The following is a 22,131-nucleotide window of genomic DNA, read 5'->3' on the forward strand; positions in this document are numbered from 1 at the left end:
CGCTACCCACCCGCCTCCAGGAGACGCCGTACCCGTAGCCCGTCCGGTGCGACAGCAGTCGTCAACGCGGCAGGACCGGCGAGCGGGCTGCGAACCCCCTGCCCCTCCCCCGGCCCCGTGCCCAGCAGCAGGACCTCGGCGGGCCGGTCGTCGTACGCCGGGTCCACGACGAGGAGTTGACCGGTGGCGCGGTTGCCGCCGAGGACCGCGGCGGTGTCCCAGCCGGGGGCTCCGGGCCCGTACGCCGTCTCCTGGTCGAGGAGCGTACGGCCCGCACGGCGGACCGTGAGGCGGCTGCTCAGCCGCCCGGTCCGCTCACCGCTGCGCCCCAGCACCTGCTCCTCGCGCAGTACGAGGCGCGCGGTCGGCGCGAGACGCACGGTCGTCGTCATCCGCAGGTCGCTGCCCTCGGCGGAGATCAGCGGTTCGGGCAGCCACTCCAGCCGGGCGCCTTCGCCGACGGTCAGCTCCACGTCGTACGTGGCGTGCCCGCCGGTACGCCCCGGCAGCGCGACGGTCGCCGCGGCCGCCGTGACGCACAGGTCGGCGCCGTCCTCCGCGGTGGCTTCGATGCACAGCCGGTCGCCGCCGAGCGGGGCGCTCATGGCGCCGACGACGCACACCCGGGCCTGCTTTCCGCAGGAACGGACGCGGCGCAGCGCGAGCGGGCCCTCGCCGTCCAGGACGGGCAGGCCGGTCACGCCGTCCGCGCCGGTCCGCGCGGTGATCCGGGCCGTGGCGCGCAGTCCGTGGGCCGTCGGGGCGGGGCCGTGCACACGTACCGGCTCGGGATCCCGGGGACGGGTCCGCTCGGGAGGCGCGAGGGTCATGCGGGGCCCGCGGTCCAGTCGGCGAGGCGCTCCCGTACCCAGTCGGAGACCGGCCGCACGCCGTTCTCGCTCTTGAGGGAGGTGAAGACGACGGGCAGTTCGCCGCGCTGGGCCTTGGCGTCGCGGGCCATGCCCTCCAGGTCGACGCCCACGTAGGGGGCCAGGTCGGTCTTGTTGACGACCAGGAGGTCGGCGGTGGTGACGCCGGGGCCGCCCTTGCGCGGGATGTCGTCGCCGCCCGCCACGTCGATGACGAAGATCTGCGCGTCCACCAGCCCCTTGGAGAACGTCGCGGTCAGATTGTCGCCGCCGGACTCGACCAGGATCAGATCCAGCGGGCCGACCGCGTCCTCCAGGTCCTCGACGGCTTCGAGGTTGGCGGAGATGTCGTCGCGGATGGCGGTGTGCGGGCAGGCCCCGGTCTCCACGGCGGTGATGCGTTCGGCGGGCAGCACCGCCTCACGCAGCAGGAACTCGGCGTCCTCGCGCGTGTAGATGTCGTTGGTCACGACCGCGAGGGACAGTTCCTCGCGCAGGGCGCGGCACAGGGCGGCGACGGTGGCGGTCTTGCCGGTGCCGACCGGTCCACCGAGCCCGATGCGCAGCGCGCGGCGGGTGCCGTCGGGGCGCTCGTGGGCGGCGGCGCTGTAGCTGTGGCGGTGCGGGAAGCGCTCGTCGAGGTCGTGATCGAGATGCATGGCTGCTCCGTGATCGGGTCGGGTGGTGGTGTTGGCGGCGGTGTGAACGCCGGTGTTCACGAGGCGAAGAGCCGTACCGGCCAGGCCGTGTGCTGCTCGGCGGTGATGTCCAGCAGTGGCGCCGACGCCGCCGGCAGCGCCCCGGTCCCCTCCGCAGGGACCCGGCGGGCCGCTTCGACGGCCTGCCCGGCGACCTGGTCCAGCGGCGCCGCCAAGCGGGCCAGCACGGCGGTCGCGTCGAAAGGGTCCAGGCTCAGCAGGCGTACGACGGCGGTGGCCGGGCCGCTGACGTTCTCGTATGCGGCGGCATAGGCCGCGTCCAGCGGCTCCAGCCCCGCCGACCGGGCCGCCAGCCCCAGCACGACGGGCTGGTGCGCACCGCGCGGCCGGGCCGCGGCCAGCGCGTCCAGCGCGGCGCAGGGCCAGGTGGCGCGGGCGGCGCGCATCATCTGCCGTCCGAGCCGGCGCGCCGTGAGCCGCAGCGCCGGTACGGGGGTACGGGCGTCGGCGGCCTCGTCCAGTTCCAGCGGGTCGCACCCGGCCGCAGCGGCGGCGGCCAGCCCGGCGGCGACCAGGCCCGCGGTGTGCAGCCGGCCGCGGCAGAACTCCTCCAGGCTCGCCGCGTCCCGGATCCGCCCCGCCTCGACGGCCGCCTCGGCGCCGCCGGAGTGGGCGTGCCCGCCCGCCGGGAACCGGCCGTCCGCCAGGACCAGGAGCGTCGCCCTGCTCATCCCCGTACCTCTTTCCCCGGCATCTCGTCCGTCTCCTGGCCGCTCAGAAGAGGAAGTAGCGCTGAGCCATCGGCAGTTCGGCGGCCGGAGCGGGCTCGACCACGTCGCCGTCGATGGTGACCGTGAAGGTGTCGGGGTCGACGTGGACACGGGGCAGCGCGTCGTTGTTGCGCATCTCCGCCTTGGTCACGCCGCGGGTGCTGCGGATGGCCCGGAAGGACTTGGCCAGTCCCAGCCGTTCCGGCAGCCCGTCCGCGACGGCCTGTTCGGAGACGAAGTTGACGGAGTTGCTGCCCGGCGCCCTGCCGAGGGCGCCGAACATCGGGCGGGGCAGGACCGGCTGCGGGGTGGGGATGGAGGCGTTGGCGTCACCCATCTGTGCGTACGCGATCTGGCCGCCCTTGATGACGAGCTGCGGCTTGACGCCGAAGAACGCCGGGTCCCACAGCACCAGGTCGGCCAGCTTGCCCTCCTCGACCGAGCCGACCTCGTGGTCGATGCCCTGGGCGACGGCCGGGTTGATGGTGTATTTGGCGACGTAGCGGCGGGCGCGGGCGTTGTCCGCGAGCAGGTCGCCGGGCAGGGCGCCGCGCCGCTTCTTCATCACGTGCGCGGTCTGCCAGGTACGCAGCACGACCTCGCCGATGCGGCCCATCGCCTGGGCGTCGGACGACATGATCGAGATGGCACCGAGGTCGTGCAGGATGTCCTCGGCCGCGATGGTGGAGGGCCGGATCCGGGATTCGGCGAACGCGAGGTCCTCCGGTACGGCCGGGTTGAGGTGGTGGCAGACCATCAGCATGTCGAGGTGCTCCTCGACGGTGTTGACGGTGTGCGGCCGTGTCGGGTTGGTGGAGGCGGGCAGCACGTTCGGCTCGGAGACCATGGCGATCATGTCGGGCGCGTGCCCGCCGCCGGCGCCCTCCACGTGGTACGCGTGGATGCCGCGGCCCGCGATGGCCGCCAGGGTGTCCTGGAGGAAGCCCGCCTCGTTCAGGGTGTCGGTGTGGATGGCCAGTTGCGCGCCGCTCTCCTCACAGACGCGCAGACAGGCGTCGAGCACGGCGGGGGTGGCCCCCCAGTCCTCGTGGATCTTGAAGCCCAGGACGCCCGCGCGCAGCTGGTCACGCATCGAGGCGGCGGACATGGTGTTGCCCTTGCCGAGCAGGCCGACGTTGACGGGCAGCCCGTCCATCGACTCGAACATCCGGGCCACGTGCCAGGCGCCGGGTGTGATGGTGGTGGCCTTGCTCCCCTCGGCCGGACCGGTGCCGCCGCCGACCAGGGTGGTCACACCGGAGGCGAGCGCCTCGTCCACCTGCTGGGGGCAGATGAAGTGCACATGGGTGTCGATGGCGCCGGCCGTCAGGATCTTGCCGTTGCCCGCGATGACCTCGGTCTCCGGGCCGATCACCAGATCCGGGTGGACGCCGTCCATGGTGTCGGGGTTGCCGGCCTTGCCCAGCGCGGCGATCCGGCCGTCCCGTATGCCGACGTCCGCCTTGATCACGCCCCAGTGGTCCAGGACGATCGCGCCGGTGACGACGGTGTCGGGCGCGCCCTCGGCGCGGGTGGCTCGGGACTGGCCCATCGACTCCCGGATCACCTTGCCGCCGCCGAAGACCGCCTCGTCACCGGCCCGGCCCGGGCCGCCCGCCCGGTCCTCGGTGATCTCGACGAGGAGGTCGGTGTCGGCCAGCCGTACCCGGTCGCCGGCGGTCGGGCCGTACAGGTCGGTGTAGGCGGCGCGGGTCAGGTCAGCCATCGAGGGAGCCTCCGGTCTCGCCGCGCAGGCCCGCGACGATCCGCTTGCCCCCGACGGGGACGAGTTCGACCTCGGTGGGGATGCCGGGCTCGAAGCGCACGGCGGAGCCGGCGGGGACGTTCAGCCGCCGGCCGTGCGCGGCCGCACGGTCGAAGTCGAGGCCCGGGTTGGCCTCGGCGAAGTGGTAGTGGGAGCCGACCTGTACGGGGCGGTCGGCGGCGTTCAGGACGGTCAGCCGGGTGACGGGGAGCCCGGGATTCAGGCGTACCGGCGTGTCGGCGTGCAGGATCTGGCCGGGAATCATGGTCGCTGCCCCCGCCCTCAGTTGATGGGCTCGTGGACGGTGACCAGCTTGGTGCCGTCGGGGAAGGTGGCCTCGACCTGTACGTCGTGGATCATCTCCGGGACGCCTTCCATGACCTCGTCACGGGTGAGCACCTTGCGCCCGGTCGACATCAGCTCGGCGACCGTACGGCCGTCCCGCGCGCCTTCGAGGATGTGGACGGTCAGCAGCGCGACGGCCTCCGGGTGATTGAGCCGTACCCCGCGGGAGCGCCGCTTCTCGGCCACGTCGGCCGCCACGTGGATCATCAGGCGTTCCTGCTCGTGCGGGGTCAGTTGCATACCTTCACCTCACCGTCTTCGAGCTGGGCGCATCCGCCCAGGTCACAGGTGGCGATACACCCGCAAAAGCAGATGTATCACACAGTAATTAAAGGAGGAGCAAACTGCTCTCCAGCTCCGCTCCATCAATAGCCCGTCGGCCGCAGGGTAGTTCCGCGCCGTTTCACCGGCGTTAACTCGACGGGTCGACAGCGGAACTTCACCGGCCGGGCGCGCCGGCGCCACCCGCGCGGTGCGGTGCGGCACTTCGGGCCGGGTGCCGCCGCGGCCCGCTGTACCACTTCGGACCGGTGCGCCCATTATGCGGACACCATGGTCCGGTATCCGCTCTTGACGCGGCACGCATCCCTCGTAATCCTCATGCTCACGTCAAACGCTGGGCACCACCCCCCACACCAGCATCGGAGCAACACCGTGACTCCCACCCCCACCCGAATACGCCGTGCCGCACCGGCCGTCGGCGCGGCAGCCGCCCTCGCCGCCGCACTACTGGGCCCCACCGCCGGTGCGCAGGCCACCGCCCCCGCGAAACCGGCCGCTCCGGACATCCCGGTCACCGCCGTCAAGGCCCACCTCGACCGGTTGCAGTCCATCGCGGACGCCAACGGCGGCAACCGCGCCCACGGCACCGCCGGATACCGGGCCTCCGTCGACTACCTCAAGGCCAAGCTGGACGCGGCCGGCTTCACCACCACCGTCCAGGAGTTCGCCCGTAACGGCACCACGGGCTACAACCTCCTCGCCGACTGGCCCGGCGGCGGCACGGAACGGACCCTGCTGACCGGCGCCCACCTCGACTCGGTCACCGAAGGCCCCGGCATCAACGACAACGGCTCCGCCTCCGCGGCCGTCCTGGAAGTGGCGCTCGCGGTGTCCAAGGCCCACCTCGAACCCGCCAAGCACCTGCGGTTCGCCTGGTGGGGCTCCGAGGAGTACGGGCTGGCCGGCTCCCGGCACTACGTGAACGCCCTGTCCGCCGACGACCGCGGAAAGCTCGACGCGTATCTGAACTTCGACATGATCGGCTCGCCCAACCCGGGCTACTTCGTGTACGACGACGACACGCGTCTGGAGAAGGTCTTCAAGGACCACTTCGCGGCGAAGAACATCGCCACCGAGATCGAGACGGAGGGCGACGGCCGCTCCGACCACGCGCCGTTCAAGGACGCCGGCGTCCCGGTGGGCGGCCTGTTCTCCGGAGCGGACCACATCAAGACCGCCGAGCAGGCGAAGCGGTGGGGCGGAACGGCGGGCAAGGCGTTCGACGCCTGCTACCACGCGTCCTGCGACACCTCGAAGAACATCGACGACACGGCGCTGGGCCACAACACCGCGGCGATCGCCGACGCGGTCTGGCAGCTCAGCTTCTGACGCCGGACCGCTCCGGCACGGCGCCCGGACACCGGGCAGCGGCGGTCCGCGCGCTGCCCGGTCAGTGCTCCCCGGCGCCCTGCCCGCCCGTGGCGCCGTGCCCGCCGGCCGCCCCGCGGCCGCCCGCCGTACCGCGGTGTTCCGCCGCGATGCCGAAGCGGCGCCACTCGCCGGGCGGGGCCGGGAACGGCCGTACCGAGGAGACCGTGCTGATCACCTGCTCCTCCGCCGCGGCCTCCTCCGCCTCCCGGTACGCCTCGAGACGCTCCAGGTCGGCGGCGGACACCAGCCCCACCAGCGGCTTGCCGTGGCGCGTGACGACCACCCGCTCACCGCCGTAGACGACGCGGTTGATCAGGTCCGCCAACTCCGCCCGGGCCTGCGTCACCGGAATCTCATAAGCCATGCTCCTAGCTTAGGTCGCGTCCACGACATCCCGGCCAGGGCCGCGACCGGCCGGATTCCGCGGGCTGCCCGGACGCGTGCCCCTCGGACGGGCTCCCACCCGAACCGCGCGTACGGCGCCGTGCGCACGCCGACGGCCCGGCAGCGCTGCCGGGCCGCGGGCGCCGGGGCGCTCAGGTGGTGGTGCGGTCGGCGGGTTCGCGGCTGCCGCACTTGGCCAGGCCGCGGCTGATCATGTATCCGACGGTCAGCAGGGTGACGTAGAGCCACGCCTGGTCGGCGGGGAAGACGTCCACATCGGTGGCGCCGCCGCCGACGATGGCGGAAGCGACCAGTACCGCCACGACGGCGGCGAGGTAGACGAAGAACTCGGTGCTCTTGAACGCGGGCTTGGTCTCCGCGCTCGTGTGCCGCTCGGTACGGGCGGCCTGGGAGCGGCCGGATTCCGGGTATCCGGCGGATGAAGCGGTAGCCATCGCGTCCTCCTGGACTCGGCAAGACCCGAGCAACTCGGGTCCGCCCGGCGGGTACCCGGGCGGACCAGGCCGGAACGGTGGTTTCCGTACGTGTGGATTCCGCAAGGGCTCCTTTGGCCAGGGGCGCGCGCGTCAGGTGTCGCCTCGTGCTGTCCGCCGGGACCGCGGGCGAGGACGCGTGGGACGGCAGAGGAGGTCCGGCACGCGGTGCGCCGGGCCGGCGCCGGAGCGCGCGGGGGACTTCGGCCGGAACGTTGCACCGCCGGCGCGCCACCGCGCGAACGGGGCCCGGCCGGGCGTCAGCAGGACGGCTGCCGGGGCGGCCAGTTGACGCTCGCCGTGCCCAGCTCGTGGTAGAGCGGGAAGATCACGGACAGTCCGGCGCGGAGGAAGACGCGCAGCGGCGACCCGCTCAGGCCCACCAGGCGGACGCTGCCGCCCTGCGCGAGGGCCTGCCGCCGTACGTAGATCAGGGCTCCCAGCCCGCCCACGTCACAGCGTTCCAGGCCGCCGAGGTCGAGTATCAGATGGTCGCGGCGCAGCGCTATCTGGCCCTTGGCCTTCATGCGCAGCACGACCTGTGAATCGTCGTTGAGCTGGCCGGCGACGACGAGCACGGCGCCGGTGCCGACGACCCGGGTGACGATCACACGCAGCGGGACGCTCTCCGTGTCGCCCACTCTCCCGCTCCCTTCGCCCCGCCCCCACCACACGGGTATATGACCCCGACGGCGCCCATGCACTCCTTCGGTACGCATTGGGGAGACGACAGCCGGAGCGCACCGCACCGGTCCGCTCGTCGACCGCTCCGGCGGCTGCCGGATCAGAGGGCGGTCGTGCCGCTCGCGCGCCTCCAGTGCTCGTCTGCGCCTTGCAGCGCGCGCTGCCAGTACTCGTCCGTACAGTGCAGGGCGCGCTGCCGGTCACCCACGGGCGAGCTGTGTGACGGCGTCGTACAGGGGCCGGTTGCGGCAGGCGTGCACGAAGACGCTCCACAGTGCGCGTTCACTGCCCGCCGCTTCCACCGCGTCCCGGCGCGCGACGGCCTGCACGTGCGCAGCAGCGAAGTTGCGCAGGGCGGCGAGGTCGCTCCCGGGAAGCGGCCACGGCGCGCCCAGCAGGGCGGTGCGATACAGGCTGTGCAGCACGGTGGCGGTGTCCCGGCAGGCGGCGGCATCGACCGTGGTCACCCGTACCGTCTCCGGGCCGCTGTACTGGACGAGTCGCTGGAAGGCCAGGAGGAGCAGCGCTTCCCGGAGCGCGTGGCGGTCGTCGGCGATTCCGGGCAACAGGGGCGCGAGGCGGCACGAGTCGGGCATCGGATGTCCTTCGCAGTGGTCACAGGCGTACAGCGGCCATTGCGCTCCGGAGGCGGACGCGCCCCTGAAGGCGCGAGCGAACGGGCAGTCAGCCCGTCGCGTCCGCAATGGCCCTGACGCCTCATGAGGTTTTCGCTGTCAGCGAGCGTCCGGCACTTCACCCACCAGAGGCATTGCCTTCCTCCAGCGGACCGTGCTCCTATCTAGCCATACGTACGTCCTGTACATTTTTTACAGACGCTCAGGGAAGAGGAGCTCCCCATGAACGGCCCCCAGGCCCGGTACGTCCTCCCGGAGTTCACCGAACGCACCACCTACGGGGCCCGCACCATGGACCCGTACTCCAAGCTGCTCAGCGAGCGGATCATCTTCCTCGGCACCCCGGTCGACGACACCACGGCCAACGACGTGATCGCCCAGCTCATGCACCTGGACCACGACGCGCCCGACCGGGACATCTCGCTCTACATCAACTCCCCCGGCGGCTCGTTCACCGCGATGTCCGCGATCTACGACACGATGCAGTTCGTGGGCTGCGACATCGAGACGGTCTGCCTGGGCCAGGCCGCCTCGGCGGCGGCGGTGCTGCTGGCGGCCGGCACACCCGGCAAGCGCCTCGCCCTGCCGGGCGCCCGCGTCCTCATCCACCAGCCCTCGTTCAGCGAGCCGGTCCAGGGACAGGCCGACGATCTCCGGATCCAGGCGGACGAACTGCTGCGCACCCGCGCATTCCTGGAGGAACTGCTCGTACGGCACACCGGCCAGACCGCCGAGCGGATCTCCGAAGACCTCGAACGCGACAAGGTCTTCGACTCCGAGGCCGCCGTGGCGTACGGCCTCATCGACGGGCTCACCCGCAGCCGCAAGCAGCGCCCCGCCGCGACCGGCGCGAGGTGAGCCCGGGATGCTGCCACCCGAACTGCCGCCACTGCCCGCGCTGACGCGCGCCGAGGCCGAGGTCATCGACAGCTACCTCGCGGTCCTGGACCTGCTGGGCCGCATCAACCCGGCCCGGGGCACGGACACGTACGGCGGGCTGCGCGCCGCACAGGCCCTGGTCGGCAAGTCCACCGCCCTGCGGGACGCGTTGGCGCTGATGCACGACCGCGGCGAGAGCGAACTGCACGCGGGGACGCTGGCGCAGGCCCTGCGCGTACTGGACGGTGAGCGCCGCGCGCGGCTGATCGCCGTACCTCCGCCACACAGTTGACCCGATACGGCAGACCGCGCCTCCTCCCGACGGGAGAGGGCCGCGTCACGAGCGCGCGACCACCACGACGCCGCCACGGCGGCCGGGAGGGCGTCCGGACGGGGGTCGGACGCCCTCCCCTCACCCCTCTGGCACACAAGAACCCACCCGCCCCGCGCGGCACACCCCAGACGGAGGGTGACAGAGGCGGCCAGGAGGTGCTACAGCATCGCAAGGACCCACCCGTATGCCGACACGAAGCCCGATCGGGCTCGCCCCAACGGCGTAGCCGGAAGGCCGCGTGCCGCGCCACACGGCTTGCGCGACGTATGTACGTCTCGACCGGAACATCACGTTCCGGGGCTGGTGCGCGGGTCCTCACCCGTCGCGGATTCCCCACGGAACGCCGGCCGTCCACCCGAACGGCGCAGACGTGACCAAACTCACATACAACCGTTTCTGCTCGGAATCCGGGCGCGAGGTGCGCAACGATCGCTTCGACGACAAGCCCCCGCCACAGCGGTGGGGCGGTCCGGACGGACGCCCAATCCTGCCGCCGTACCGGATGTCTGGTCGATGCGCCTGGACCGGCAGGAGCGGAGGACCCGAGCACGACGGGACCGCCGGCCACCACGGCCGGACGGCCCCTTGGGGTGAAGTCGTTACGGCGACCGGGCATCTTCGCCTGCCCGAACCCGACAGGTACTCCTTCGCAGGCGGCTGACGAAGGGTTGCGCATGACCGCGCGTACCACCACTTCCCCCCTGCTGGCGCGAGCCGGAGTGATCTCCTTCATCGCCCTCGCCACAGCCGGCGGAACACTGGTCGTACCAGGAGCCACCGAGGACGCCCAAGCCGCGTCGACCTCGGCCTCAGCACTGCGGATCGCCGCCTCCAAGAAGGGGGCGCCCTACAAGTACGGAGCCAGCGGGCCCTACCGTTTCGACTGCTCAGGACTGACGCTGTACTCGTTCAAACGCGCCGGGAAGCGGCTGCCCCGTACCGCGGCGGCCCAGTACAACCGCACCCGGCACCTGTCCGCGTCCTCGCGCCGCCTCGGCGACCTGGTCTTCTTCCACTCCCGCCGCGGCATCTACCACGTGGGCATCTACGCGGGGAACGGCAAGATCTGGCACGCGCCCAAACCCGGCTCCGTGGTGCGCCTGGAACGCATCTGGTCGCGCAGCGTTTCGTACGGGCGGGTGCGCTGACCGCCCGGTCCGCCGGTGTGGTGATCCGCCGATCGCGCCGGTCCTCCCGTGCGTACGCGGGTGCGGACTCCCGCACCCGCGCGCGTCCGAGGAGTGATCAACGCATCGGCGGATACCCGCACGCAATGGCCCCCATCACCGACGACGACCGGAATGAACTGCCCGGACACTCCGAACTGCCGGGAATCACCGATGCACCCGAGCCGCACCAGTCACCCGGTTCCGCCCACCACACCGCGTGCGCGGACCGCAACGAGACGCCTCTGGAGCGTTACGACCGCAACTTCGGCGAACTGCTCCAGGAACTGCGCGTCCTGCAGACCGGCGTGCAGATCCTGTTCGCCTTCCTGCTGACGCTGGCGTTCACCCCGCGCTTCGTGTCCCTGGACACCACGCAACGCGGTTTCTACGTGGGCACGTTGCTGCTGGCCGTACTGGCGACGCTGCTGCTCACCGCGCCTGCCGCGGTGCACCGGGTGCTGTTCCGGCGGCGCGCGAAGGGGCTGATCGTGGAGGTTTCCGCGCGGCTGACCGCGGCCGGTATGGCGGTGCTCGCGCTGGCGCTGGCCGGTGCCGTACTGCTGGTCGTCGACGTCGTACTGGGGCGCGGGGCGGGAGTGGTGGCGGGCTCGGTGACGCTGGTGACGTGCGCCGGGCTGTGGGCGCTGCTGCCCCGCGTACTGGGGTATCTGAACGGGCACATCAAGCCGTCCGCGCGCGACTCGTCGTCCTGAGCGCCCGGCACCGTGCGTGCGGTCTTCCCGGGGCCCGCACGGGGCATCGTGCCGTCGAAATCTTTTGTGACCTGGTCGTCCTTGCTTTGGCGACGGTGAACCGATGGAGTCTCCTTAGCACGTGAGGAGACCCATGCACGGACACCTGCCCCAGCACACGCACACCAGGACCGACTCGTGAACCTGCGCGGACTTCTGCGCCGCCGCTCCCCCGCCACCCCCTGCCCGGCCTGCGGCAGCACGGACGTGCTGTGGGAGGACGAGGGGGTCTACGGCGCCGGTGAACTGTTGTGGTGGTGCGCCTCCTGCCTGCATCAGTGGCATCCGGGGGACCTTGGTACCGGGACAGGCGGGGGTTCGGTGGCTCCTGCGGGACCGGCCGTTGCCGGGGGGCCGGCGGTTCCTGGGGACCGGGCAGACTCCGGGGGCTCGGCCACTCCCGTACTGCCTGCGGCTTCCGTGCCTGTGGGCCCGGTGGCCCCCGCGAGCCCCGTGGCCCCTACGGGCGCCCCGGCCGCCCCGGTGGGCGCACCCGGTCCGGCCACCGTCGCCGAACGCGTCATGTACGCCGCCGGGCTGACGCCTCTGGTCCCCTGTCCCGGCGCGTACGAGCCGTGGCCGTGCCGCTGTTCCCGCTGCGGCCGCGAGACCAGTCCCACCTACCGGCAGGTACGGGACAGTGGTGCGGGCTGCGCGTGCAGTACGGGCCGCCGCCGCAAGCCGCGCTTCCTCACCAAGCCCTGAGCGGGCCTCCCGGAGCCCGGAATCCTGCCGCTGACGTGGCCTGCCCTGTCCGAACCGCCTCCTTCCGGGACCGCCCTTTCCGCGACCGGCCCTTCGAGAACCGCTTCGCCCGAACGACCCGCTACGGCAGGAACAGCTTCCACGGCAGGCTGATCCAGACGGTCTTGCCCCCGGACGCGGTGGGCTCGACCGTCACCTGCCCGCCGGACTCGGCGGTGAGGAAACGGATGATCACCATGCCCCGCCCGTTGTCCTGCTGCACGGCGGCCGGCAGCCGTTTCGGCCAGCGCGGATGGTCGTCGGTGACGCCGATCCGCAGCCGTTCGTCGCGGTCCAGCCGGACGTCGACGGTGAACGCCGGTGACCGGCCGAATGTGTGCTGCACGGCGTTGGTGGCGAGTTCGGAGACGATCAGCCGTACGGTGTCGGCCGTCTCCGTCCCGTCCGGAAGGCCCCATTCGGCCAGTACGCCCGTGACGTACCTGCGGGCCTCCGCGACCGATGCCGGTGCGCTGGGCAGAGTGAGTGAGGATTCCTGATGGTCTGCCATCGCGACGCCGTCCCTTTCCCACCCGAGGCTCTACTCCGGCCCGCCGCCGAAGGAAGCCGCCATCGCATCCGGCCTCCCGGGCCCTTTCCGGCCCCTTCGGCTCCGGCCTCGGACTGCTGCTGTGCGTCAGCCTGCCACTCATGCTGCGGCTGTGGCGCGTCATCCACCAAGAAGTGCATATATCTGTCGCCCGAAGCGGTGAACTCTGCTACGCGAGAACGTATTTGCGCGGCACACTGACGGACCGGAACCGGCCATCAGGGGACGGGCGCACCCGCGGCGCACCCCGTGGAAGGAAAGGGAGGACGGGTATGCGGTACGGGCCCGCGGTGCGCCGCCGCAAGCTCGGAGCGGAATTACGGCGCCAGCGGACGCTGGCCGGATTCACCAGCGGTGAGGCGGCCCGCCTGGTCGGATGGCACCAGTCCAAGGTCAGCCGCATCGAGACCGGGCGCAGCGGCGTCCGGCCGGCCGATGTGGAACTGCTGCTGGACGCGTACGGCGTGCGCGACGCGGAACTGCGCGCGCTGCTGGCGGCGCTGTGCGGTGACGGCCCGCAGGGCGGCGGCAGTGGGCGGCACGGCTGGTGGCACACGTACCGCGACCTGCTGCCGCCGGAGTACCGGGACTTCATCAGCCTGGAGTACGAGGCGTCCCGGGCGCGCACACTGGAGACGACGGTGGTGCCGGGGCTGCTGCAGACGCCGGACTACGCGCGGGCGGTGACCCGCGCCACGCTGTCGGACCTGCCGTCGAAGCAGGTCGAGGAACTGGTGGAGGTGCGTATCGCCCGCCAGGAGGTGCTGCGGGGCGAGCGGCCGCTGGAGTTGTGCGCGGTGCTGGACGAAGCGGTGCTCCGCCGGGAGGTCGGTCGGCCCGGCGTCATGGCGGCGCAGTTGCGGCACATTCTGGACGTGGGGCAATTGCCGCATGTGCGACTACAGGTGCTGCCCTTCGCTTCCGGTGTGCACATCGGCATCACCGGTCCTTTCGTTATCTTCTCATTTCCGCTCACTTCTGACTTGGATGTGGTTGTTCTCGACCATTTGACGAGTAGCCTCTACTTGGAGCAGAAGACAGACCTCAGGGCGTACAGCGATGCGTTCGACACGCTGCGGGGGCGCGCCCTCTCATGCGAGAAGTCAGCGCAATTCATCGCCCGGATCGCCGCCGCCTCGTGGGCCGGCGCCGGCACCTGAGGAGGCATCCATGTCACTCCTGCCTGGGCACGATCCCGTCCGCGCCGCGCTGCACGGTGCGCGGTGGCGGCGCAGCAGCCGCAGCACCGGCATGAACAACTGCGTCGAGACGGCGCGCATCAGCTCCGGCCTGCTCGCGGTGCGCGACTCGAAGAACACCGCGGGACCGGCCCTGCTGTTCACCACATCGGCCTGGCAGTCCTTCGTCGACGGGCTGACCGACAGCCGTTTCGCGAAGGTCGGATGAGCCGTCCGGACCGGATGATCCGGACAGGCCGGACGATCCGTACGGCCGTACAGCGGCAGGGCGTACGGAACTTCTCCGGCACCCGGCCCTAACAGGCGCCCGGCGCCGTCCGTACAACGGTCCGTACCGCTTCCCTCGCCTGCCGGGGAGTCAGGTCCGCGCGGGCGGTCAGGCGCAGCCGAGAGACTCCGTCCGGTACGGACGGCGGCCGGAAGCAGCCGACCACGAGGCCCGCGTCCCGGCAGTCCGCTGCCCACCGGACGGCCTGCTCCGGCGAGGGCGCCCGTACGGAGACCACCGCGGCGTCCGGACGGACGACCGCCAGCCCGGCGGCGCTGAGCCGCTGGTGCAGGTCCGCGGCCACCGCGCGGACCCGGCCGGCGCGTTCCGGCTCGCGGCGCAGCAGGCGCAGCGCCGTACGGGCGCCGCCGGCGGCGGCGGGGGCGAGGCCGGTGTCGAAGATGAACGTCCGCGCGGTGTTGACCAGGTGCTCGATGACCCGGGCCGGGCCCAGGACCGCGCCTCCCTGACTGCCGAGCGACTTCGACAGGGTGGCGGTGACGACCACGTCCGGGTCCCCGGCGAGCCCGGCCGCGTGCACCGCGCCGCGCCCGCCGTCGCCGAGGACGCCCAGGCCGTGCGCGTCATCCACGAGCAGGGCCGCACGGTGCGCACGGCAGGCGTCGGCGAGGGACCGCAGGGGCGCGGCGTCACCGTCCACGGAGAAGACGGCGTCGGTGACGGCGAGCGCCGGACCACCGTGGCCGTCCAGCGACTTGCGTACCGCGTCCGGGTCGGCGTGCGGCACCACGACGGTCCTGGCGCGGGCGAGCCGGCAGCCGTCGATGAGCGACGCGTGGTTGCCCGCGTCCGAGACGATCAGGCCGCCGGGGCCGCCGAGCGCGGTGACGGCGGCGAGGTTGGCCGCGTAACCGGAGGAGAACACCAGGGCGGCCTCGAAGCCGCAGAACTCGGCGAGTTCGGCCTCCAGCCGGGCGTGCAGCTCGGTGCTGCCGGAGACCAGCCGGGACCCGGTGGCGCCGGCGCCCCAGCGGTGCGCGGCCTGCGCGGCGCCGCGGGTGACCTCGGGGTGCCGGGCCAGGCCGAGGTAGTCGTTGCTCGCCAGGTCCAGCAGCGTCGATTCGACCGGCCGCGGCCGCAGCGTACGGACGAGTCCCGCCCGGCGGCGCTGTTCGCGGGCCGTATCGATCCAGCCGAAAGCGGCCGCCCGCGCGTTGGCGCCCGGCCCGGTGCCGCGGCCGGGGGCGGGCGCCCCGTCGGGCCCCTCGGGAGGCGGCGCCGGCACGTCGCGGAGCAGGGGCGGCGCGGGGTCGTCCTGATGCATCGGCTTCCTTCGCGTTTGTGGGCTGTCGATAGACGTTAGCGGTCGTTACACCGTCCTACGGTGTGGCCATGCACACACCCCGGATCGGCGCCCTTGTCGGGTTCCTCCATGGTCGCGGGCCGTGGGCGTACGCCAGGATCATCGCCATGGATCTGCTGACAACGCTGGTGGACAAGGGGCTGCGGCGCGTATCGCCGACCCGCGAAGAGGCGCTCGCCGTGCTGGCGACGTCCGACGACGACCTGCTCGACGTGGTGGCCGCGGCCGGAAAGGTGCGCCGCCGGTGGTTCGGACGGCGGGTGAAACTGAACTATCTGGTCAACCTGAAGTCGGGTCTGTGCCCCGAGGACTGCTCGTACTGTTCCCAGCGGCTCGGCTCCAAGGCCGAGATCCTCAAGTACACCTGGCTCAAGCCGGAGGAGGCGTCCAAGGCGGCCGCGGCCGGGGTGGCCGGCGGCGCCAAGCGGGTCTGCATCGTGGCCAGCGGCCGCGGGCCGACGGACCGGGACGTGGACCGGGTGTCGCAGACCATCGCCGCCATCAAGGAGCAGAACGAGGGCGTCGAGGTGTGCGCGTGCCTCGGCCTGCTCTCGGACGGCCAGGCGGCCCGGCTGCGGGCCGCGGGCGCGGACGCCTACAACCACAACCTCAACACGTCCGAAGCCACCTACGGGGACATCACCACCACCCACACCTACGCCGACCGGGTCGAAACGGTCCAACAGGCGCAGGCGGCGGGCCTGTCCGCCTGCTCGGGCCTGATCGCGGGCATGGGCGAGAGCGACGCGGATCTGGTCGACGTGGTCTTCGCGCTGCGCGCACTGGACCCCGACTCGGTGCCGGTCAACTTCCTGATCCCCTTCGAGGGTACCCCGCTGGCCAAGGAGTGGAACCTCACGCCCCAGCGTGCGCTGCGCATCCTGGCGATGGTCCGCTTCGTCTGCCCGGACGTGGAGGTACGGCTGGCCGGCGGGCGCGAGGTGCATCTGCGCTCGCTGCAGCCGCTCGCCCTGCACCTGGCCAACTCCATCTTCCTCGGTGACTACCTGACCAGCGAGGGCCAGGCGGGCAAGGACGACCTGGCGATGATCGCGGACGCCGGCTTCGAGGTGGAGGGCACGGACACCACCACCCTGCCGGAGCACCGCGCCGACGCGCTCGCGGGCGGCGGCTGCGGTGGCCACGGGGGTGGCGGCTGCGGGCCGTGCGGGGACGGCGACGCGGCGGCGGAACCGGCCGTACGGGCGGGAACGGACGCCGGAGAGGATGCCGGAGTGGACGCTGGAGCGGTTACCGCGGGGGGCACGGCAGTTGCCGCCCCCGAGACCGCTGCCCCCGCCACTGCCGCCGCCCCGGCAGGCGAGGCCCGTACGGACCTGGTCTCCGTACGCCGTCGTGGCGCGGGTACGGAGCTGCCGCCGAATGCCTGAGGCCGCGCAGCTCTCCGTCCCCGAACTGCTGGCCCTCGACCGGCAGCACGTCTGGCATCCGTACGGCCCGATGCCCGGCCGGGCCGAGCCGCTGGTCGTCGCGTCGGCCTCCGGCGTACGACTGCGGCTGTCCGAACCTGTCGAAGGCCGGGCCGAGTTGGTGGACGGGATGTCCTCCTGGTGGTCGGCGGTGCACGGATACAACCACCCTGTGCTCAACGAAGCCGCCCGCGGCCAGCTGGACCGGATGAGCCATGTGATGTTCGGCGGGCTCACGCACGAGCCCGCCGTACGGCTCGCCGCCCGGCTGGCGGACATCACCCCGAGCGGGCTGGAGCACGTCTTCCTCGCGGACTCCGGATCGGTGTCGGTCGAGGTCGCCGTCAAAATGTGCCTCCAGTACTGGCGCTCGGTCGGACAGCCGCGCAAACAGCGGCTGATGACCTGGCGCGGCGGCTACCACGGCGACACCTGGCAGCCGATGTCGGTGTGCGACCCGGACGGCGGTATGCACGAGCTGTGGCAAGGCGCCCTGCCCCGGCAGCTCTTCGCGGACGCGCCGCCTCCTGGGTTCGACGCCCCGCCGGACCCGGCGTACGAGGCGCACCTGCGCGAGCTGGTCGCGCGGCACGCCGACGAACTGGCGGCGGTCGTCGTCGAGCCCGTGGTCCAGGGGGCGGGCGGCATGGTCTTCCACTCCCCCGGCTACCTGCGGGTGCTCCGCGAGGCGTGCGACGAGCACGGGGTCCTGCTGGTCTTCGACGAGATCGCCACCGGCTTCGGCCGTACGGGAGCGCTGTTCGCCGCCGACCACGCGGGCGTCACACCGGATGTGATGTGCGTCGGCAAGGCCCTGACCGGCGGGTATCTCACCATGGCGGCGACGTTGTGCACGCCTGCCGTGGCGGACGGGATCTCCCGCGGCGACGTGCCGGTGCTCGCGCACGGGCCGACCTTCATGGGCAACCCGCTGGCCGCCGCGGTCGCCAACGCCTCGCTGGACCTGCTGCTCTCCCAGGACTGGGCGCGCGAGGTCAAACGGATCGGGTCCGGACTGCGGGACGGCCTCGCCGACGTCGCCGCCCTGGAAGGCGTACGGGACGTACGGGTCCTCGGCGCCATCGGCGTCGTCCAGCTCGACCGCCAGGTGGACATGGCGGCCGCCACGCGGGCGGCCGTACGGGAGGGCGTGTGGCTGCGCCCGTTCCGCGACCTCGTGTACGCGATGCCGCCGTACATCACCGGGGACGAGGACGTGGCACGTATCTGCGCGGCGATGCGCGCGGTGGCGCGCGAGGCCTGAGACGCCGGACAGGCCGCACCAGGCCCTGCCCTGGGGGCTGCGGACACCGGGCCCCCAGGGCGACAACCATGCTCGACGACAGGAGAACCAACGTGTCGGTGCTGTTCGTGACCGGAACGTGCACGGAGATCGGCAAGACCGTGACCACGGCGGCCCTCGCCGCGACGGCGCTCGCCCAGGGCAGTTCCGTCGCGGTCCTCAAACCCGCGCAGACCGGGGTCACCACCCATGAACCGGGTGACACGGCGGAAGTCGTACGGCTCGCGGGGCCTCAGGTCACCACCGCCGAACTGGCGCGCTATCCCGAGCCGCTGGCACCGGAGACGGCCGCACGCCGCGCCGGCCTGCCGCCCGTACGCCCCGGGGACATCGCGGAGACGGCCGCCAAACTGGCGGCCTCGCACGACCTCGTCCTCGTCGAGGGCGCGGGCGGCCTGCTCGTACGGTTCGACGAGCAGGGCGCGACCCTCGCCGACGCGGCACGCCTGGCCGGGGCCCCCGTACTGGTCGTGGCCCAGGCCGGCCTGGGCACGCTCAACGCGGTGGCGCTCACCGCACTGGCCCTGCGCACGTACGGGATCGACAGCCCTGGCGTGGTGGTGGGCAGCTGGCCCGCGTCCCCCGGCCTCGCCGCCCGCTGCAACCTGGACGACCTTCCGCAGGCGGCCGGCGCGCCGCTGCTGGGACGCGTCCCGGAAGGCGCCGGCAGCCTGCCCCCGGAGGCCTTCCGCGCGCAGGCTCCGGGGTGGCTGGCGCCCGCCCTCGGCGGCACCGCCACGCTTTGACAGTGGTGTCCCGGCGCGGCACGACGGACACTCGAACCGGCGAACGTCGTACGGCGAAGGGATCCAGCCATGCCACAGCGCACGAGGGCCCAGCGAGGAGTCGTGCACCATCCGGTCTTCGCCCGGTGGTACGCGCACGTCGCGGACCACCGCACGGGCCTCACGGCCCTGCGGCGCGACATGCTGGCCGGCCTCTCGGGCCGGGTGATCGAGATCGGCGCCGGTACGGGAGCGAACTTCGCCCATTACCCCCGGACCGTCGCGGAGGTGGTGGCCGTCGAACCCGAACGCACCCTGCGGCGACGGGCCCTGACCGAGGCGGCACGCGCCGGCATACCGGTGGACGTCGTACCGGCCACGGCGGAAGCACTGCCGGTCAAGAGTGAAGCCTTCGATGCCGCGGTCGTGTCGCTGGTGCTCTGCTCGGTACGTGACGTCCAGCGCTCGCTGTCGGAACTGCGGCGGGTGCTGCGGCCGGACGGCGAACTCCGCTTCTTCGAACACGGACGCTCCCTGCGCCACGGCCCCGCCACCGTACAGCGGGCCCTGGACCGCACGGTATGGCCCCACCTGATGGGCAACTGCCACCTCTCCCGCACCCCCTTGGCCGAACTCCAGACCGCCGGCTTCACCATCACCACCTACCGCCGCAGCCACATCCTGGGCCCCGGCCCCGCCCTCCCGTGGACGGTGATGGGCGTGGCACGGCGGGCGGAGGAGGACCAGCTCACTGACCGGTCCTGAGGGGCTGTGAGCTCGTACAGGCGCCGGTGCCCCAGGCGTACGGGGCGCCGCTCCAGCCACCCGGCCCGACGCTCGTATCAACCCGTGGTCGTACCAGGACCAGCCCTGGGGCTGACGCGCCGTGGCTGCGCACGGGCCTACCGTCATCGCGTGATCAGACTTCCTCGTGCGGCCAGAGCCGTCGCCTCGTCGCTGGTGCTCAGCCTCCCACTGCCGCTCGCGACGGCAGCGGGCACGTGCTGGGCCGCGTCCCCGTCCGTCCCGTCGGCCGCCACGCCACCCGTCGGTACGGATACGACGGCCGCCGCGCGGATACGCCTGCCCGCGCCCACCGGGCCGTACGCGGTCGGCCGGTCCACGCTGCCGCTCACCGACCACAGCCGCCGTGACCCCTGGGTGCCCACGGCGAAGGCCCGCGAGCTGATGGTCGGCCTTTACTACCCGGCCCGCCGCGGTACGGGCACACCCGCGCGGTACGCCACCACCGAGGAGAGCCGGCACCTCGTCAAGGCGCAGGGCTGGGAGGACGCGGTCGCTCCCGAGACCCTGAGCAGCACGGCCGTACACAGCCGCGCGGACGCCCGCCCCGCGGCCGGCACGTATCCGCTGCTGATCGTCTCGCCCGGCTTCGGCGCACCCCGCTACAGCCTGACCGGCCTCGCGGAGGACCTGGCCTCCCGCGGCCATGTCGTCGCGACGGTCGACCACGCCTACGAGAGCGTCGGCACCGTCTTCCCCGGCGGGCGGATACTGACCTGCGCCGCCTGCGAGAAGGTGTACGGCACCGAGGCCGGCGTCCGGCTGGCGGCCGTCGGCCGGGGCCGGGACGTCTCGTTCGTCCTGGACCGGCTCACCGGAAGCCGGTCCGCCTGGCGTCACTCCCGCCTGATCGACAAGAGGCGCATCGGCATGGCCGGCCACTCGCTCGGCGGCGCGAGCGCCGTGTCCGCCATGGCGCGCGACAGCCGCATACGGGCGGGCGTCAACATGGACGGGGCGTTCCAGGACCCCGTTCCGGCCGGTGGTCTCGGCTCCCGCCCCTTCCTCATGCTCGGCACCGACAACGGGGTGCACCGGCCCGGCGGCCGGGACCGGACCTGGGACCTGGCCTGGAGCCGGCTGGACGGGTGGAAGCGCTGGCTGACCGTCGCCGGTTCCGACCATCTCAGTTTCACCGACGCTCCTGTCCTGGTCGGGCAGTTCGGCCAGCAGGCCGCGGGCCCCGCGGCTGTTTCGGACACGCAACCCCCGCTGTCCGGCCGGCGCTCGGTCGCCCTCACCCGCGCCTATGTAGGGGCGTTCTTCGACCAGCACCTGCGGCACATACCCCAGCCCCTCCTTCAGGGCCCCACGCCGGACAACCCGGAGGTGACGTTCCACAACCCGGCTACGGTGCCGTCGGCCACCCGCTGAGCGTCAGGGCCGCGCACCGGGCCGGGAGCGGGCCCGCGGGGGATGTCCGGACGACGGAAGCTGCCCTACTGTCGTGGGCCATGCGGGAGTTGCCGCCCCGTGAGGCACGGGGCCGACGTCGGGAGGCTGACGTGTCCACACCGGTCTCGGGTGAGGCGAAGGGCACCGCACCGGGCGGCGAGGCGGCCGCGCGGGCGGAGTCGCTGGTCAAGACGTACGGGACGGGCGAGGCCCAGGTCGTGGCGCTGGACGGTGTGGACGTGTCGATCGGGCGGGGACGGTTCACGGCGGTGATGGGCCCGTCCGGTTCGGGGAAGTCCACGCTGATGCACTGCCTGGCGGGCCTGGACACGGTGTCCGCCGGGCGGGTGTGGCTGGGCGGCCGGGAGATCACCGGCCTGGACGACCGGCAGCTGACCCGGCTGCGCAGGGACCACGTCGGCTTCGTGTTCCAGTCGTTCAACCTGCTGCCCACCCTGACGGCCGAGGAGAACATCACGCTGCCCCTGGACATCGCCGGCCGCGAGCCGGACCGCGAGTGGCTGCGCAAGGTGATCGACACGCTCCGGCTCGGCGACCGCCTGCGGCACCGGCCCTCCCAGCTCTCCGGCGGGCAGCAGCAACGGGTGGCGTGCGCCCGGGCCCTGGCCGCCCGCCCCGCGCTGATCTTCGCGGACGAGCCGACCGGCAATCTCGACTCCCGCTCGGGTCTGGAGGTGCTCCAGTTCCTGCGGGAGGCGGTGGACGACCTCGGGCAGACGGTCGTGATGGTGACCCACGACCCGAACGCGGCGGCCCACGCCGACCTCGCGCTCTATCTGGCGGACGGCCGGATCGTGGACGAGATGACGCGGCCCACTGCGGAATCCGTACTGGCGCGGATGCAGGTCTTCGCGGCGGGCCCGGGCCCGGCCGCACCCCCGCCCGCACCCGCCGGGCCCGACGACAGCCAGCACGCCGGCCCCGGCCGCCGTCCCGGTCCCGGCCACCGTCCCGGCCCGCGACGGAACGGCTGAGC

At 72.6% G+C, this 22,131-nt stretch carries 26 protein-coding genes and 1 riboswitch; of the genes, 14 read left to right on the top strand and 12 right to left on the bottom strand.

Annotated elements, in window-relative coordinates; genetic code table 11:
• Positions 1-2: 2 nt before the first annotated feature.
• The 6 genes from ACZ4Z1_RS27375 to ACZ4Z1_RS27400 are packed head-to-tail and all read right to left on the bottom strand — an operon-like array spanning position 3 to position 4,648.
• Entirely contained in the window at positions 3-830 is an 828-nt protein-coding gene (locus ACZ4Z1_RS27375) for an urease accessory protein UreD (RefSeq protein WP_468489287.1), read from the bottom strand.
• Positions 827-1,528: an urease accessory protein UreG gene (gene ureG, locus ACZ4Z1_RS27380; protein ID WP_468489288.1), complete on the bottom strand. Its 702-nt coding sequence runs from the start codon at positions 1,526-1,528 to the stop codon at positions 827-829. The genes ACZ4Z1_RS27375 and ureG overlap by 4 nt, the downstream gene beginning before the upstream one ends.
• A 56-nt stretch (positions 1,529-1,584) precedes the next feature.
• Positions 1,585-2,259 (bottom strand): urease accessory protein UreF, encoded by a 675-nt coding sequence (locus ACZ4Z1_RS27385; protein ID WP_468489289.1) that lies wholly within the window; start codon positions 2,257-2,259, stop codon positions 1,585-1,587.
• Positions 2,260-2,302: 43 nt separating this feature from the next.
• Complete coding sequence (locus ACZ4Z1_RS27390; RefSeq protein WP_468489290.1) at positions 2,303-4,024, bottom strand: urease subunit alpha; 1,722 nt, start codon at positions 4,022-4,024, stop codon at positions 2,303-2,305.
• On the bottom strand, positions 4,017-4,328 hold the full coding sequence (locus tag ACZ4Z1_RS27395) for an urease subunit beta (RefSeq protein ID WP_468489291.1): 312 nt from the start codon (positions 4,326-4,328) through the stop codon (positions 4,017-4,019). Before ACZ4Z1_RS27395 ends, ACZ4Z1_RS27390 begins: the two co-directional genes overlap by 8 nt.
• Positions 4,329-4,345: 17 nt before the next feature.
• Positions 4,346-4,648 carry an urease subunit gamma gene (locus ACZ4Z1_RS27400; RefSeq protein ID WP_360129066.1) on the bottom strand — a complete coding sequence of 101 codons (303 nt, stop codon included), beginning with the start codon at positions 4,646-4,648 and terminating at the stop codon, positions 4,346-4,348.
• Between the two features lie 414 nt (positions 4,649-5,062).
• Between ACZ4Z1_RS27400 and ACZ4Z1_RS27405 the strand changes: the two genes are divergently transcribed.
• Entirely contained in the window at positions 5,063-6,019 is a 957-nt protein-coding gene (locus ACZ4Z1_RS27405) for a M28 family metallopeptidase (protein WP_468489292.1), read from the top strand.
• Between the two features lie 61 nt (positions 6,020-6,080).
• On the opposite strand, the gene ACZ4Z1_RS27410 is transcribed toward ACZ4Z1_RS27405, so the two are convergent.
• The 4 genes from ACZ4Z1_RS27410 to ACZ4Z1_RS27425 form a co-directional block, all read right to left on the bottom strand.
• Positions 6,081-6,425, bottom strand: a complete 345-nt coding sequence (locus tag ACZ4Z1_RS27410) for a type II toxin-antitoxin system Phd/YefM family antitoxin (RefSeq protein ID WP_468489293.1) — start codon at positions 6,423-6,425, stop codon at positions 6,081-6,083.
• 172 nt (positions 6,426-6,597) lie between these two features.
• Complete coding sequence (locus tag ACZ4Z1_RS27415; RefSeq protein WP_468489294.1) at positions 6,598-6,900, bottom strand: hypothetical protein; 303 nt, start codon at positions 6,898-6,900, stop codon at positions 6,598-6,600.
• A 299-nt stretch (positions 6,901-7,199) separates the two neighbouring features.
• Positions 7,200-7,580 (bottom strand): STAS domain-containing protein, encoded by a 381-nt coding sequence (locus tag ACZ4Z1_RS27420; protein ID WP_468489295.1) that lies wholly within the window; start codon positions 7,578-7,580, stop codon positions 7,200-7,202.
• A gap of 243 nt (positions 7,581-7,823) precedes the next feature.
• Complete coding sequence (locus ACZ4Z1_RS27425; protein ID WP_468489296.1) at positions 7,824-8,219, bottom strand: hypothetical protein; 396 nt, start codon at positions 8,217-8,219, stop codon at positions 7,824-7,826.
• A gap of 261 nt (positions 8,220-8,480) precedes the next feature.
• Here ACZ4Z1_RS27425 and ACZ4Z1_RS27430 point away from each other — a divergent pair, with 261 nt between their 5' ends.
• The 5 genes from ACZ4Z1_RS27430 (at position 8,481) to ACZ4Z1_RS27450 (ending at position 12,097) form a co-directional block, all read left to right on the top strand.
• On the top strand, positions 8,481-9,116 hold the full coding sequence (locus tag ACZ4Z1_RS27430) for an ATP-dependent Clp protease proteolytic subunit (RefSeq protein ID WP_468489297.1): 636 nt from the start codon (positions 8,481-8,483) through the stop codon (positions 9,114-9,116).
• Positions 9,117-9,123: 7 nt separating this feature from the next.
• Positions 9,124-9,429, top strand: a complete 306-nt coding sequence (locus tag ACZ4Z1_RS27435; protein ID WP_468489298.1) for a hypothetical protein — start codon at positions 9,124-9,126, stop codon at positions 9,427-9,429.
• Positions 9,430-9,977: 548 nt separating this feature from the next.
• Positions 9,978-10,142, top strand: a riboswitch (cyclic di-AMP (ydaO/yuaA leader).
• A gap of 3 nt (positions 10,143-10,145) precedes the next feature.
• Positions 10,146-10,619: a C40 family peptidase gene (locus ACZ4Z1_RS27440; RefSeq protein ID WP_468489299.1), complete on the top strand. Its 474-nt coding sequence runs from the start codon at positions 10,146-10,148 to the stop codon at positions 10,617-10,619.
• Positions 10,620-10,744: 125 nt separating this feature from the next.
• Complete coding sequence (locus tag ACZ4Z1_RS27445) at positions 10,745-11,353, top strand: DUF6328 family protein (RefSeq protein ID WP_468489300.1); 609 nt, start codon at positions 10,745-10,747, stop codon at positions 11,351-11,353.
• Between the two features lie 474 nt (positions 11,354-11,827).
• Positions 11,828-12,097, top strand: coding sequence for a hypothetical protein (locus tag ACZ4Z1_RS27450; protein WP_468489301.1), 270 nt, complete (start codon positions 11,828-11,830; stop codon positions 12,095-12,097).
• Between the two features lie 121 nt (positions 12,098-12,218).
• On the opposite strand, the gene ACZ4Z1_RS27455 is transcribed toward ACZ4Z1_RS27450, so the two are convergent.
• Positions 12,219-12,647, bottom strand: coding sequence for an ATP-binding protein (locus ACZ4Z1_RS27455; RefSeq protein WP_468489302.1), 429 nt, complete (start codon positions 12,645-12,647; stop codon positions 12,219-12,221).
• A 311-nt stretch (positions 12,648-12,958) separates the two neighbouring features.
• Here ACZ4Z1_RS27455 and ACZ4Z1_RS27460 point away from each other — a divergent pair, with 311 nt between their 5' ends.
• Together ACZ4Z1_RS27460 and ACZ4Z1_RS27465 are read left to right on the top strand one after the other, a co-directional pair.
• Positions 12,959-13,846 carry a helix-turn-helix domain-containing protein gene (locus tag ACZ4Z1_RS27460; protein WP_468489303.1) on the top strand — a complete coding sequence of 296 codons (888 nt, stop codon included), beginning with the start codon at positions 12,959-12,961 and terminating at the stop codon, positions 13,844-13,846.
• Positions 13,847-13,856: 10 nt separating this feature from the next.
• A complete protein-coding gene (locus tag ACZ4Z1_RS27465; RefSeq protein WP_468489304.1) occupies positions 13,857-14,093 on the top strand; it encodes a DUF397 domain-containing protein in 237 nt (78 codons plus the stop codon).
• A gap of 88 nt (positions 14,094-14,181) precedes the next feature.
• On the opposite strand, the gene ACZ4Z1_RS27470 is transcribed toward ACZ4Z1_RS27465, so the two are convergent.
• Complete coding sequence (locus ACZ4Z1_RS27470; RefSeq protein WP_468489305.1) at positions 14,182-15,438, bottom strand: 8-amino-7-oxononanoate synthase; 1,257 nt, start codon at positions 15,436-15,438, stop codon at positions 14,182-14,184.
• A gap of 146 nt (positions 15,439-15,584) precedes the next feature.
• On the opposite strand from ACZ4Z1_RS27470, the gene bioB reads away from it, so the two are divergent.
• The 6 genes from bioB to ACZ4Z1_RS27500 all read left to right on the top strand — a co-directional run bounded on the left by bioB (position 15,585) and on the right by ACZ4Z1_RS27500 (position 22,129).
• On the top strand, positions 15,585-16,868 hold the full coding sequence (gene bioB, locus ACZ4Z1_RS27475; protein ID WP_468489306.1) for a biotin synthase BioB: 1,284 nt from the start codon (positions 15,585-15,587) through the stop codon (positions 16,866-16,868).
• The gene (locus tag ACZ4Z1_RS27480; RefSeq protein WP_468489307.1) at positions 16,861-18,171 is read left to right on the top strand and encodes an adenosylmethionine--8-amino-7-oxononanoate transaminase; all 1,311 of its coding nucleotides are present in this window, start codon (positions 16,861-16,863) and stop codon (positions 18,169-18,171) included. Before bioB ends, ACZ4Z1_RS27480 begins: the two co-directional genes overlap by 8 nt.
• A gap of 92 nt (positions 18,172-18,263) precedes the next feature.
• Positions 18,264-18,956 (top strand): dethiobiotin synthase, encoded by a 693-nt coding sequence (gene bioD, locus ACZ4Z1_RS27485; RefSeq protein WP_468489461.1) that lies wholly within the window; start codon positions 18,264-18,266, stop codon positions 18,954-18,956.
• A gap of 69 nt (positions 18,957-19,025) precedes the next feature.
• The gene (locus tag ACZ4Z1_RS27490; RefSeq protein ID WP_468489308.1) at positions 19,026-19,700 is read left to right on the top strand and encodes a class I SAM-dependent methyltransferase; all 675 of its coding nucleotides are present in this window, start codon (positions 19,026-19,028) and stop codon (positions 19,698-19,700) included.
• 150 nt (positions 19,701-19,850) lie between these two features.
• Complete coding sequence (locus tag ACZ4Z1_RS27495) at positions 19,851-21,113, top strand: alpha/beta hydrolase family protein (RefSeq protein ID WP_468489309.1); 1,263 nt, start codon at positions 19,851-19,853, stop codon at positions 21,111-21,113.
• 131 nt (positions 21,114-21,244) lie between these two features.
• Positions 21,245-22,129 carry an ABC transporter ATP-binding protein gene (locus ACZ4Z1_RS27500; protein ID WP_468489310.1) on the top strand — a complete coding sequence of 295 codons (885 nt, stop codon included), beginning with the start codon at positions 21,245-21,247 and terminating at the stop codon, positions 22,127-22,129.
• Positions 22,130-22,131: the final 2 nt, after the last annotated feature.

This window comes from Streptomyces sp. NPDC030165 (genome assembly GCF_055573595.1).